General features: G+C 63.3%; 12 protein-coding genes. 6 read left to right on the top strand and 6 right to left on the bottom strand.

What is annotated here, in order from left to right; translation table 11 throughout:
- Positions 1-7 precede the first annotated feature (7 nt).
- Both B7Y43_RS04795 and aguB read left to right on the top strand, forming a co-directional pair.
- Positions 8-976 carry an agmatine deiminase family protein gene (locus B7Y43_RS04795; RefSeq protein WP_374130478.1) on the top strand — a complete coding sequence of 323 codons (969 nt, stop codon included), beginning with the start codon at positions 8-10 and terminating at the stop codon, positions 974-976.
- Positions 977-1,116: 140 nt separating this feature from the next.
- Positions 1,117-1,977 carry an N-carbamoylputrescine amidase gene (gene aguB, locus B7Y43_RS04790; protein ID WP_374130477.1) on the top strand — a complete coding sequence of 287 codons (861 nt, stop codon included), beginning with the start codon at positions 1,117-1,119 and terminating at the stop codon, positions 1,975-1,977.
- A 42-nt stretch (positions 1,978-2,019) separates the two neighbouring features.
- On the opposite strand, the gene B7Y43_RS04785 is transcribed toward aguB, so the two are convergent.
- The 5 genes from B7Y43_RS04785 to lgt form a co-directional block, all read right to left on the bottom strand.
- Positions 2,020-3,345: a cystathionine gamma-synthase family protein gene (locus tag B7Y43_RS04785; protein WP_374130476.1), complete on the bottom strand. Its 1,326-nt coding sequence runs from the start codon at positions 3,343-3,345 to the stop codon at positions 2,020-2,022.
- A gap of 81 nt (positions 3,346-3,426) precedes the next feature.
- Positions 3,427-4,203 (bottom strand): polyphenol oxidase family protein, encoded by a 777-nt coding sequence (pgeF, locus tag B7Y43_RS04780; RefSeq protein ID WP_374130475.1) that lies wholly within the window; start codon positions 4,201-4,203, stop codon positions 3,427-3,429.
- The gene (locus B7Y43_RS04775; RefSeq protein WP_374130474.1) at positions 4,200-4,727 is read right to left on the bottom strand and encodes a GNAT family N-acetyltransferase; all 528 of its coding nucleotides are present in this window, start codon (positions 4,725-4,727) and stop codon (positions 4,200-4,202) included. The genes pgeF and B7Y43_RS04775 overlap by 4 nt, the downstream gene beginning before the upstream one ends.
- The gene (locus B7Y43_RS04770) at positions 4,724-5,755 is read right to left on the bottom strand and encodes a class I SAM-dependent methyltransferase (RefSeq protein ID WP_374130473.1); all 1,032 of its coding nucleotides are present in this window, start codon (positions 5,753-5,755) and stop codon (positions 4,724-4,726) included. The genes B7Y43_RS04775 and B7Y43_RS04770 overlap by 4 nt, the downstream gene beginning before the upstream one ends.
- A gap of 1 nt (position 5,756) precedes the next feature.
- Entirely contained in the window at positions 5,757-6,617 is an 861-nt protein-coding gene (gene lgt, locus B7Y43_RS04765; protein ID WP_374130472.1) for a prolipoprotein diacylglyceryl transferase, read from the bottom strand.
- A gap of 65 nt (positions 6,618-6,682) precedes the next feature.
- Between lgt and B7Y43_RS04760 the strand changes: the two genes are divergently transcribed.
- The 4 genes from B7Y43_RS04760 to phbB are packed head-to-tail and all read left to right on the top strand — an operon-like array spanning position 6,683 to position 12,428.
- Complete coding sequence (locus tag B7Y43_RS04760) at positions 6,683-8,395, top strand: class I adenylate-forming enzyme family protein (RefSeq protein WP_374130471.1); 1,713 nt, start codon at positions 6,683-6,685, stop codon at positions 8,393-8,395.
- 37 nt (positions 8,396-8,432) lie between these two features.
- The gene (locus B7Y43_RS04755; protein WP_374130470.1) at positions 8,433-10,670 is read left to right on the top strand and encodes a molybdopterin cofactor-binding domain-containing protein; all 2,238 of its coding nucleotides are present in this window, start codon (positions 8,433-8,435) and stop codon (positions 10,668-10,670) included.
- On the top strand, positions 10,667-11,668 hold the full coding sequence (gene hemH / locus B7Y43_RS04750; protein ID WP_374130469.1) for a ferrochelatase: 1,002 nt from the start codon (positions 10,667-10,669) through the stop codon (positions 11,666-11,668). The genes B7Y43_RS04755 and hemH overlap by 4 nt, the downstream gene beginning before the upstream one ends.
- Positions 11,669-11,705: 37 nt before the next feature.
- Positions 11,706-12,428, top strand: coding sequence for an acetoacetyl-CoA reductase (phbB, locus tag B7Y43_RS04745; protein WP_374130468.1), 723 nt, complete (start codon positions 11,706-11,708; stop codon positions 12,426-12,428).
- 311 nt (positions 12,429-12,739) lie between these two features.
- Here phbB and B7Y43_RS04740 read toward each other — a convergent pair whose 3' ends face one another.
- Positions 12,740-13,186, bottom strand: coding sequence for a glycine zipper 2TM domain-containing protein (locus B7Y43_RS04740; RefSeq protein ID WP_374130467.1), 447 nt, complete (start codon positions 13,184-13,186; stop codon positions 12,740-12,742).
- Positions 13,187-13,293 lie beyond the last annotated feature (107 nt).

Here is a 13,293-nt window from a genome sequence, read left to right as displayed (position 1 = left end):
GAAGCGCGTGACGAAGGTGATCCAGCCCGCCGAATGGGCGCACCACAAGGCGGTGTGGATCGGCTTTCCCAGCCATCCCGAATTATGGCTTGAGGATATCGATCCGGCGCGCGTTGAGGTGGTGGCGTTCGCGCGCGCAGTCCATGCCGATGGCGCGGGCGAAAAGGTGATCCTGGTTGCCGCCTCTATCGAGGCAAGCGACACCGCGCGGAAGATGGCCCCCTTTGCCGAGGTGATTATCGAGCCGTTCGGCGATATCTGGCTGCGCGATACCGCGCCGATTTTCGTGTCGAAATCGGCGGCGCGCGATTTTCGCTTTAACGGCTGGGGCGGCAAATATGATTTGCCCGGCGATGACGATATCGGCGCACGGCTGGCGCGCACGCGGCGGGTCGAGCTCGAGCACTGCGACTGGGTGCTGGAGGGCGGCGCGATCGATGGCGACGGCACCGGCCTGGTCGTCACCACCGAACAATGCCTGCTCAATCCCAACCGCAATCCCGGCTTTTCCAGGCCGATGGTCGCCGAGTTCCTGAAACGCGACCTGGGCTTCAGCGATGTGCTGTGGCTGGGCAACGGGTTGCTCAACGACCATACCGACGGGCATGTCGATAACCTGGCGCGGTTCGTGGCACCGGGATTGCTGGCGATCCCCGAAGGGACCGACAATGACCCTAATTGGCGCGTCTATCAGGCAGCCGCCGAAAATGCGGCGGCGTTCGGGGTGGAGGTGGTCCGGGTGCCATCGCCGGGGCGGATCCTGCACGATGAAGAGATCGTCCCCGCCAGCTACATGAATTTTTATATCGGCAATGCCAGCGTGGTCGTACCCCAATATGGATCGTCGAACGATGACGCGGCGGTAGCGGCCTTTGCCGCGCTTTTCCCCAATCACCACGTCGTCGGCCAGCGCGCCGACCATATCCTGACGGGTGGCGGCAGTTTCCACTGCATTAGCCAGCAGATTCCGGGGTAGGAATCATTTAACGGGATTCCTATTGTCCCGCGTCCGTTCGCCCTGAGCGAAGTCGAAGGGCAAGCGCTGCGCCGGGGCTTTGACTTCGCTCAGCCCGAACGGAATGAGGACATCATTACGATACCGAGCGAGGACCAGAGATGACCGAGATCACCGTCGCCGCGCTACAGCTTGCGTTTGGCCCCGATATCAATGCGAACATCGCTAATGTCGCGCGGCTGGTGCGCGAGGCGGCGGCGCGTGGCGCGCAGGTGATCCTGCCACCTGAATTGTTCGAGGGCGAATATTTCTGCCGGGTCGAGGATGAGGGCCTGTTCGCCACCGCCAAGCCTGTAGCCGAGCACCAGGCGGTGCTGGCGATGCAGGCCCTTGCGGCTGAGCTTCGCGTTGCCATCCCGACCAGCTTTTTCGAAGCTGATGGGCCGCACCACTATAATTCGCTGGCGATGATCGGCCCCGATGGCGCGGTGCAGGGCGTCTATCGCAAAAGCCATATTCCCGACGGGCCGGGCTATGAGGAAAAATTCTATTTTCGGCCCGGCAATACCGGCTTCAAGGTGTGGCCTGGGCCCAGCGGAACGGCCGATACCACGCTCGGCGTCGGCATCTGCTGGGACCAATGGTATCCCGAAACCGCGCGCGCGATGATGCTGATGGGCGCGCAGGTGCTGTTCTACCCGACCGCGATTGGCAGCGAACCGCATGACGAGGGGCTCGACACCGCCCGGCTGTGGCGCCGCGCCATGGTGGGGCATGCAGTGTCGAATGTGGTGCCGGTGGTGGCGGCCAACCGGATCGGTACCGAGCACGGCCAGACATTCTACGGCACCAGCTTCATCACCGACGAACGCGGCGACATCCTCGCCGAGCTTGGCCGCGAGGAAGAAGGCGTGATCACCGCGACGCTCGACATCGACCGGGTCAAGCGCCACCGCGCCGCTTTTGGCTTTTTCCGCGATCGTCGCCCCGACCTCTATGGGCGGCTGGTGCAGGATATCTAGCGCGGACACCGCCGCCGTCGGTGCGGCGATCTCCCTTTGCCCTCAGATCGCCGCCAGTGCCTGATCGAAATCGGCGATCAGATCATCGGCATCCTCTACCCCGATCGAGATGCGGACGAGATTGTCAGTAATCCCCAGCGCCGCCTTGCGCGCCTCTGGCACTGACAAATGGGTCATGCCAGCGGGGTGGCTGGCGAGCGTTTCGGTGCCCCCCAGGCTGACCGCGAGCTTGGCGATGCGCAGCGCATCAAGGAAAGCAAAACTCTCCTTCTCGCCACCCTTCAGGAACAGCGAAAAGGTGCTGCCCGCCCCCATGTCATGCCGCTTGTAGATATCGGCCTGGCGTTCGTCGCCTGGGGTGGTTTCAAGAAAGCCGAGATAGCCAACCCGCTCGACCTTGGGGTGATCGCGCAGAAAGGCGCACACCTTGGCGGCATTTTCGCCCGCGCGCGTCATCCGTAACTCCAGCGTCTCCAGACTGCGCAGCAGCATCCAGGCGGTATTAGGATCGGTAATCGTGCCGATCGTGTTCCGCATCAGCCGGATCACATCGATCTGCTTCTTTGATCCCAGAATCGCGCCGGCGACGAGATCGGAATGGCCGCCGACATACTTCGTCAGCGAATAGACGACGATATCCGCGCCATGCTGCAGCGGCTGGAACCAGAGCGGGCCCAGGAAGGTATTGTCGATCGCGATGGGCGGCTTGTCGGGTGAATCGCCGAACACGGCATCGCGGGCAGCGGCGACCGCCTGGACATCAACCAGGGCATTGGTCGGGTTGGCGGGGCTTTCGAGATAGATCAGCGCAACCCGGCCCATGCCGTTTGCCCTGGCCATCACCGCGTCGATTTCTGCGCGGGTGGCACCTGCCGGAAAATCGACGAAATGCACGCCGAACCGCCCGAGAATGCGGGCGATCAGCGTTTCGGTGGCGGCATAAAGCGGGCCGCTATGAATGATCGTGTCGCCCGCGCGGACCATTGACAGGAACAGGGTGGCGATGGCCGACATGCCGCTCGAAAACGTCAGCGCATCCTCGGCATCTTCCCAGACGCCGAGCCGGTCTTCGAGGATTTCCTGATTGGGGCCGTTGAAGCGCGAGTAAACAAGACCGTCCGCGCCGCCCGGCCGCTTGCCGGTCACCCCTTCGAAATGGCGCTTACCGGCGGCGGCGTTGGGGAAGACGAAGGTGGAGGTCAGGAAGATCGGCGGCTTCAGCGATCCTTCCGACAGCATCGGATCATAGCCATGCCCCATCATCAGCGTGGAGGGTTTCAGCTTGCGCCCGCCGACCTTGTCGACCTTTGGCTTGGGGTGGCGGCGCGGGACGGCGCCGGGAAGGTCTGCTTCGGGCGTGTCGGTCATGGCGAGGGCTCCTATACGGCCGCTTTGGATCGACTAGTCTCTACAGATACTATCGCGACGCGGCTAGCGCTGTCGGGATGATCAGGCGTCGATCGCTGGCAATCCGATGAGCGAAATCTGCCGACCATAATCGGGTTCGCCGCGGTGCGTTGCCCGGCGGAAGCTGAAGAAGCGATCTTCATCGGCATAGGTATCAAGCCCCAGCATTTCGACGGTCCTGATGCCGGCCGCGGCGAGGCGATGGGCGACATAGGCTTCGAGATCAAACTGGTGATGGCCGAGCTTGCCGGGGGAAAAAAAGCGCTCATTTGCGGGATCATCGGCGGCAAAGCGGGCGGCAAAACCGTCATCCACCTCATAGCTCGCGCGGGCGATGCACGGGCCGATTGCGGCAGCAATCCGATGACGGTCAGCGCCCAGCTGCTCCATCGCGGCGATGGTCGCATCCGTAACGCCGCCAATCGCCCCCTTCCAGCCAGCATGCGCGGCACCGATCACCCCGGCGGCGCTGTCGACCAACAGCACCGGCGCGCAATCGGCAGTGAGAATGCCGAGCAGCAGCCCAGGCCGATTGGTGACCATCGCATCGGCATGCGGGCGGAGATGATCGTCATGTGGTTCGGTGATGACCACCGCGTCCGCCGAATGGATCTGATACAGCGTGACGATCACGCTGCCTGGAGCAACAGCGGCGATTGCCCGGCGCTGATTTTCGATCAGCTCGGGCGTTGGCGGTTGACCCCGGCGTCCCATGTCGAGCGAGGCCATCGCGCCCGTCGATACCCCCCCGCGCCGTGCCAGAAAGCCATGCGGCACGGCCCCAAGCGCCTTAGCGCGGATCGCCTCTACAGCGCTCACAGCACCAGCTGCATGATCAGATCGCGATCGATCTGGTTGCCGGTCGGGAAGGCGTAATCGCCGATATGGACAAAGCCATAGCGATCGTAAAAGCGCTTGGCGCGATCGTTATCCTCCCAGACGGTCAGCACCAACGCCGTTGCGCCACGGCTGCGTGCGGTGTCGATTGTCCAGGCCATCAGCGCCTGGGCAATGCCGCTGCCGTGAAACGGGGTGGCGACATAAAGCTGGCTGAGCTGCAGCGCGCCGGGCAACAGGGCCGGGGCTTCCAGCCAGACCGACGATAATTTGACATAGCCCGCGATGTCTTCGCCCGCGCAAGCGAGCCGAAAATGATGTGCCGGATCGGTCATCGCGGCGATCAGCTTGCCCGCCGGACCATAGGCTTCGCCGACATAGAGCGCGATGTCTTCGGCACTGGCCGAATGTTCAAAAGTTTCCAGCCAGATCTTGCGGGCCATCGCGTCGAGCGCTGGGCCATCGTCAAGGGTCGCGTCGCGATAGGTGATTCGGGTGTCAGTCATGCAAAGCCTGCGGGTTGGGGCCAATCAGCGGCGGTGATGGCGATCGCCTTGAACAGGCTACCCATCTGATCCGGCGCCACCAGCCGGTCGCGATCGGCGCGGACCGAACCGCCCAGCACAGCCGCGCGCGCGTCGATGCCGAGCGCGATCAGCAATGCACCCTGATCGACTGGGCCAAAGCTGGCCGCGCCTTCGGCCTTGGCGGCGGCGCAGAGTGTCGCAAAATCGACATGCGCGGTCAGGTCATTCTCACCGGGGGCCTCAAACGGGTTAGCATAGGCACCCGCGCGCATGGCCTGCAACGTGTCGCCAATCGCTGGGCCCTGATAGCCATAATCGATCGTCAGCATTGCGCCGCCTTGGCGCGCGATCCGGCCCGCCAGACCGCGCATCACCGCAACGCTCGCTGGCGAGGTTTCGATCACTGATCCGGGGGCTGCGTCGCGCAGGGCCGGCGGCAGGATTGCGTCTGGCACCTGCTTGCCAGCGATTGGCAGGAACAGCGTGTCCTGGCAGGCGACCAGCCGTTCATGCCACCCGTCCCCGCCACGCACGAGCTGGCGGATCGGCAGTGCATCGAAAAATTCATTGGCGATCACCAGCAAGGCGATGTCGCCCGGCAGCGTGGTTGTGTCGTCGTGCCAGATCGCGCCGGGCACGCGCTCGGCCTGGGCGCTGCGCAAGGTCGGGCTGGTTTCGACGAAGTGCACCGCTGGCACCAGCCCGGCCTTGGCCATCGCCCGCAGCGCATCGGCGGCTAAGGTCCCGCGCCCTGGGCCCAGCTCGACATAAGCAGCCGGGGGGCGTCCGGCGCGATCCCATAGATCGGCCAGCCATAGCCCGATCAGCTCGCCGAACATCTGGCTGATCTCGGGCGCGGTGGTGAAATCCCGGCCGAGCGGATCGCGCGTGGCATAATAATGCGCGTTGGCCGCCCCCATATACTGGGCGAGCGAGATCGGCCCGGCCAGCGTGATCGCGCGGGCAAGGCGTTCAGGCAGGGGCGCATCGATCACCGCTGCATCCATCTCAGGCGACGCTTTCGCCCCCAGCGATTGGCTCGACGCGCTGCCGCCGCCGAGTCGATGTGGCGATCAGATAGGCACCGCCCAGGATCATCGGGAGGCACAGCCATTGGCCCATATGCAGCCCGGTGCTTTCCGCAAAGGCGCGCAATTGTTCATCGGGTTCGCGGAAAAATTCGACGATGAACCGCCCCGTGCCAATGCCGGCCAGCGCAATCCCGGTCAGCCGACCCGGATCGTACCGTGCCTTGGTCCGCCAGAAAAAATACCAGAGCAGGGCAAACAAAGCGACGCCTTCCAGTCCCGCCTCATAAAGTTGGCTGGGATGGCGGGCGATATCATCGCCGGTGCGTGGAAAGATGATCGCCCAGGGGACATCGCTGGGTTTGCCATACAGCTCGCCATTCACGAAATTGGCGATTCGGCCAAAAAACATGCCGAAGGGCGAGGCGCACGCCACATAATCAAGAACGCGCAGCAGGTTTAGCTGTTGTGACCGCGCGAATAGCATCATCCCAATCGTGGTGCCGATCACCCCGCCATGGAAAGACATGCCGCCTTCCCACAGCCTGAAAATCTGGAGCGGGGCGAGCAGCATCGCGGGCTGATAAAACAGCACATAGCCGATTCGTCCGCCCAGAATGATGCCCAAAGTCGCATAGAAAATCAGATCATCGACATGGCGCCGTGCCATCGGCGCACCGGGCTGTGCCACCAGCCGCAGCAGATACCACCAGCCGACGACGATGCCGGCGATATAGGCAACCGAATACCATTTCAGGCTGAACCACCCGATCCGAAAGATCGTGTCGTTCAATCCCAGATCGGTAAACCGGATGTGTTCGGCGACGGTGGACAGGATCAAGGCTTTTCCCCAGGCTGCGGAGCTTCCATAAGGGGTGCAAGCGATAAGACCAAGTGGAGAGAAATATGCAGACTGAGCTCGACCGCCGAATCGATAATGGCCTCGCCGCGCTCACCGGTTTGGGTGGGCAAATGCCGGTGATCCCAATCGAGCTACAGGGGCGCACCTATCCGACGATTGCCGTCGCACCGCCTGCCATGACCTATTATTTCGCGCATTTCTGCAACGAGCATGCCGATAAGACTTTTCTGGTTTCGGGCGATGAGCGGCTGACTTTTGCGGAAGTTTTCGCGCTGGCGCAGCAAACCGCGCGCGCGCTGGTCGATGGCTGCGGCGTCAAGCAGGGCGACAGGGTGGGCATTGCGATGCGCAATTCGCCGTCCTGGATCGCGCTCTACATGGGTATCTTGATGGCCGGCGGGGTGGCGACGCTGCTGAATGGCTGGTGGCAGACCGCTGAGCTTGCCGGGGCGGTCCATGATGTCGATTGCCGCCTTGTGTTCGCCGATGCACCCCGCGCTCAGCGGCTCGACGAGGCGACCGGGCTGGGTGCCGAAGTGATGGCGATCGATGATCGATTGCCGCTGGCAGAGGCGCTGGCGCCGTTATTTGCCCGGGGTGGCAGTGCAACGACGATGCTGCCGATGCTGCGCGGCGACGATAATGCGACGATCCTGTTCACCAGTGGATCGACCGGCCAGTCCAAGGGCGCGCTCTCCGATCACCGCGCCGTGATGCAGGCGGTGTTCAATTATCTGGTCACCGCGCTGATGATGCTGGGTATCTCCAGCGAGGATGGCAAGCCGGTCACGACCCAGCACGCAACCCTGCTCAATGTCCCGTTATTCCACGTTACGGCCGAGGTGCCGGTGTTCCTGCAAAGTTTTGCGATGGGGCGCAAACTGGTGCTGATGCCGAAATGGGATGCCGAAGAGGCGATGCGGCTGATCGAGCGCGAGACGGTTACTTATTTCGTCGGCGTCCCGCTGATGAGCTTCGAGATTTTAACCCACCCGAAGCGCGCTGACTATAATCTGTCGAGCGTCACTGATTTTGCCGCAGGCGGGGCGCCCCGCCCAGTCGAGCATGTCCGCCGCTTGAACGAGGAAATGGGCGGGGCCGCGCCGCTGCTCGGCTACGGCCTGACCGAGACCAACGGCATTGGCTGCGGCAACTTCCGCAGCAATTACCTCGCCAAGCCCAATTCGACCGGTCGCGCCTCGGCCCCGTTGGTTGATCTGGCGATCCTGGACGGTGCCGGGCGACCCGTGCCGCAGGGGGAACGCGGCGAAGTGGGGATTCGGTCAATCTGCAACTTCAAGGAATATTGGGGCCGGCCCGAAGCCACCAGCGAAGCCTTCACCGCCGACCGATATTTCCTGACCGGCGATATCGGCTATCTTGATGAGGCGGGGTATTTGTTCATCGTCGATCGCAAGAAGGACATCATCATCCGGGGCGGGGAGAATATCTCATGCCAGGAAGTCGAAGCCGCGCTTTACGAAAACCCGCATGTTGCCGAGGCAGCGGTATTTGGCCTGCCCGATGAGCGGTTCGGCGAGGTGCCGGGCGCAGTCGTGCATATCCGCGCTGGCGAGGTGATGGATGTGGAGGCGTTGTGCGAATTCCTGACCGCGCGGATCGCAGCGTTCAAGGTGCCCAAGCGCATCTGGATCGCTGAGGCACCGCTCCCGCGACTGGGGACGGAGAAGATCGACAAGGTATCGCTGCGCGCCACCTATCGATCGCTTTATGCCACCGAATCCGCTGCGGCTTGATCTGGCGTCTGCCGTCCACCCGCGATAGAGCGGGGCGATGGCCATTGGCGGGATCAGCGACAGGATTAATCGGCGGACGCTGCTGATCGGCGGCGGGGCCGGCGTTGGGCTGTTCGTTGCCTGGGCGATCTGGCCGCGCCGTTACCTGCCGAACTTGACGGTGGTGCCCGGCGAAACCGCGTTTGGCGCCTGGCTGAAGATCGGCGAGGATGGCCATGTCACCGTCGCTGTGCCGCAGGCCGAACATGGCCAGGGCGTCTACACCACGATGCCGCAAATCGTCGCCGATGAGCTTGGCGCGGATTGGCGCACGGTGGGGGTGGAGCCCGCCCCGCTCAACCCGCTTTACGCCAATGATCTGGGCGCGGGCGAGTTGTTCGAAGGCGTGTTTGCCGGTGTGCCGGAGGGGCTGAAGCGCAGCCATGCCGCGCGGACGGCGCTGGTGCTGACGGCGGGCTCAAGTTCAATCCGCAATTTCGAAGGCGATTTGCGCCAGGCCGGGGCGGCGGGCCGGGTGCTGTTGTGCAAGGCGGCGGCGCGGCGCTGGGGCGTGGCGTGGGAGGCATGCTCGACCCAGGGCGGTTTCGTCCTCCATGGCCAGCAAAAGCTGCGCTTCGGTGCCTTGGCAGCGGCGGCCGCGGACGAGCAGCTCCCCGAAACGCTGCCGCTGCGCGACGGCGCGATTGGGCGCTTGTCGGGCCAGTCGCTGCCCCGGATCGATGTGCCCTCCAAGGTTGATGGCTCGGCCAATTTTGCCGGCGATATCCGCCTGCCCGATATGGTTTTTGCCGCGATCCGGCAGGGCCCGGTGGGCGATAGCCGGCTGGTGAAAATCAATCGCAAGGCAGCGGAGCGGATTCGCGGCGTGCTGGCGGTGATCGAAGCGGAACGCTCGGTCGCGGTGGTTGCCAATAACTGGTGGGCCGCCAATCGCGCGCTCGATTCGCTGATCCCCCGCTTTGAAACGCGTGGGGCGTTGATCAACAGTGATAGCATCGATTCTGCGCTGAATGCAGCGCTTGCCGGGCCGGGCCAGCGCATGGCCGCGCAGGGTGATCTCGCTGCTGTGTTCAAGGGCGCGCAGGTTGTCATGGCCGATTACCGGGTGGGGCTTGCGGTACATGCCCCGCTGGAGACGATGACGGCAACCGCACGGCTCGACGCGGGGCGGCTCGAACTCTGGCTGCCGACCCAGGCACCGGGCCGCGCGCGCGCCGCCGCTGCCGCAGCGATCGGCCTTTCGGAAGAATCGGTGATCGTCCACCCGATGTTGATCGGCGGTTCCTTTGGCGCCAATCTTGAGCATCTGGTCGCTGAACAAGCAGCGGTGCTCGCCAAACAGATGAAGCGGCCAGTGCAGCTTGTCTGGTCGCGCTATGAAGATTTGCTGCACGATCGCTTTCGCCCGCCCGCCGCCGCGCGGCTGACGGCGCGGCTTGGACCCAATGGCTCGATCATGGGTTGGTTGACCAAGATTGCCACCCCCAACACGGGCCGCGCGCTTGCTGATCGATTGTCGGTCGGTGATCCGGCGGTTCGCGCCGCACTCGCGCTGCAGGGGGAGGGTGATCCCTATGCCGTGGCCGGTGCGCTGCCTTTTTATCGCTTCCCCAATTATGCGATTGATCACCACCCCGCCGATATCGGCGTGCCGACCGGCCATTGGCGATCGGGTGCGCATAGCTATACCGCCTTTTTCACCGAATGTTTCCTTGATGAACTGGCCCATGTCGCGGGCACCGAACCCTTGTCGTTCCGCGTATCGATCACGGCTGAACCACGTCTGGTCCGCTGTCTGTCAACGGCGGCGGCGCTTGGCGGCTGGGAAGGCGGCGTCCCGGGCAGCGCGCAAGGCATCGCCTGTCACAGTTTTCGCGGCAGCCATATTGCGGTGTTGGCTGAAGCGCATTTTGAAGATGGCCAGCGCCCCGTGGTTGATCGGCTGGTTGCCGCGGTTGATTGCGGGCGGCAGATTAATCCCGATATTGTTCGCCAACAGATTGAAGGCGGGCTGATCTTCGGCATGGCAGCGGCATTGGGGGGATCGACAGGTTTTACCGAAAATGTCGCTGATGCACGCAGGCTTGGCGATTTGTCGCTGCCGCGGCTTGCCGATTGCCCCGACATCACGATCGAGATGATCCGCAGTGAGGCGGCCCCCGGTGGCGTCGCTGAACTGGCGGTGCCGCCCGTCGCGCCCGCCATTGCCAATGCGTTACAGGCAAGTGCGGGGTTTCGTTTGCGCCGCTTGCCGTTTACCGCAAACCCAGCATGATTCTCCCCCCCGATCATCCGCCAGTTGCGCGCGCCAGAATTGGCGTGCTGCTGACCAATTTGGGCACGCCCGATGGCCCCGATACCCGGTCGGTCAAACGCTATCTCGCCGAATTTCTGTCAGACAAGCGCGTGGTGGAGATTCCGCAATTGCTGTGGCAGCCGATTCTGCGCGGGATCATCCTCAACACCCGCCCGCAAAAATCGGCAGAGGCCTATGCTCAGGTCTGGGGGCCAGACGGTTCGCCGCTCGCCAGCATCACCAAGGCGCAGTCAGCCGCGCTGCAAGGCGCATTCGGGCCGAATGTGACGGTCGATTGGGCGATGCGTTATGGCAAACCCTCCATCCCTGACCGGCTGCGCGCGATGAAAGAGGCTGGCTGCGAGCGGATATTGCTCGCGCCGCTTTACCCGCAATATTGCGGCGCGACGACCGCGACCGCCAATGACAAGGCGTTCGAAACGCTGGCGGCGATGCGCTGGCAGCCGACGCTGCGCACCTTGCCGCCTTATTATGACGATCCGCTCTATGTCGCAGCATTGCAGCAATCGATCGAAGCGGGGCTAGCTGGTCTTGATTTCGAACCCGAAGCGGTGGTGGTGAGCTTTCACGGCATGCCTGTGCGCACGCTGGAGCTTGGCGATCCCTATCACTGCCATTGCCAGAAAACCGCAAGACTGCTCAGCGAGGCGCTCGGGCGACCGGTGATCATCACTTTCCAGTCGCGTTTTGGCCGGGCAAAATGGCTCGAACCAGCCACCGACGACACGCTTGAGGCACTACCTGGCAAGGGCATCACCAAGATTGCCATTGTCGCCCCGGGCTTTTCGGCTGACTGCCTGGAAACGCTGGAGGAATTGGCGATTCGCGGGCGCGAAAGCTTTGAGGAACATGGCGGCACCCATTTTGCCTATCTGCCCTGTCTGAACGATAGTGCGCACGGGATCGGCATGCTGCGCGCCTTGATTGCACGTGAACTTGAAGGCTGGCCAGTCTAGCTTTAGAGCTAAGACGACAAAAAATCAGGAGAGAGCAATGGCACGCGTCGCGATCGTAACTGGGGGTACCCGTGGCATTGGCGAGGCGATCAGCCTGGCGCTCAAAGACCTGGGGATGACGGTCGCCGCCAATTATTGCGGCAATGATGAACGCGCCCGCGAATTCACCGATCGCACCGGCATCGCGGCTTTCAAGTGGGACGTCGCCGATTATGACGCGTGTCAGGCCGGTACGGCGGCAGTCGTCGAGGCGCTTGGCCCGGTTGACGTGCTGGTCAACAATGCCGGCATCACCCGCGATGGCACGATCATGAAGCTGACCTACCAAGCCTGGAAAGAGGTGATCGATACCAATTTGGGCGGCTGCTTCAACATGGCCAAAGCGGTGTTTCCAGGCATGCGCGACCGGAAATGGGGGCGGATCGTCAATATCGGGTCGATCAACGGCCAGGCCGGCCAATATGGCCAGGTCAATTACGCAGCCGCCAAATCGGGCATTCACGGCTTTACCAAGGCGCTGGCGCAGGAAGGTGCACGCGCGGGCGTGACGGTCAATGCGATCGCGCCGGGCTATATCGATACCGATATGGTTGCGGCCGTGCCCGCTGATGTGCTGGAAAAAATCGTCGCCAAGATTCCGGTCGGGCGGCTTGGCCAGGCGATGGAAATTGCGCGCGGCGTGGCGTTTTTGTGCTCTGACGATGGCGGCTTTGTCACTGGATCGACGCTGTCGATCAATGGCGGACAGCATATGTATTGACGGGCGCAGGCCCGCGCGCCGCAGGCTGCGGGCCGATGCGCGTAGCGCAGCGCTCGGCACGGTCGACGGGTCGGCTCCGGCAGAACCCGGTCGATGGCGGCTTTGCCGCCGTGGCAATATTTGCTAAAATCCAAACGACAACGGCAAAGCAGTTGTCTGGCAGGACGGACTGAGCCCGCCTGTCGTCCTAGTCGCGGCAACCGGCGTTGCCCGACCGCGCGGCCATCACCGCGCCTTTACCCCAACACAAAGGGCCGGCCCCTTGCGGAAACCGGCCCTCGCCCTCGATACGCTACGCGAGGAAACTGAAATTAGCGGTAGTTGCGGCAGCCATTGCGGCCGTCGCGCTCGATCGCCCGGCCCGCGAGCGCGCCGCCAATGCCGCCGATCAAGGTGCCCGCTGTGCGATCACCGCGGCCGGCGATCGAATTGCCGAGCAGCCCGCCGGCAATTGCGCCAAGCAGTGCGCCGCCGGTGCCGTCATTGCAGCGGCGATTGTCGCGAAAATTGCGGCGATACTGGCGGTCATCATAGCGGGCATTATAGCCCTGATTGTACCGGCCATCATTGTAACGCCCGTCATTATAGCGCCCATCGTTGAACCGATCGTCAGCGTAGCGATCGTCATACTGACCACCGCGATACTGGTCCTGGGTATAGCCCCCGCGATAGGACTGGGCTGATGCGGCGGTTACGGGCACAAGAGCGCTGGCGCTGATGGCGAGAGCGACGCTGGCGAGCGATAATTTCTTCAACATGATCATTCTCCTCATCGGGCGCGCCGCGAGGCGAGCAGTTCCTGTCCGATAAAGGGGTTATGGGACCAGCTGCTTGAGCCGTCCCTGAATGCATCTGTTATCGCCCG

Source organism: Sphingomonas sp. 28-62-20, from assembly GCF_002281505.1.
Note: the sequence above shows the minus strand (reverse complement) of the source record. Positions and strands in the feature narration are given on the sequence as shown.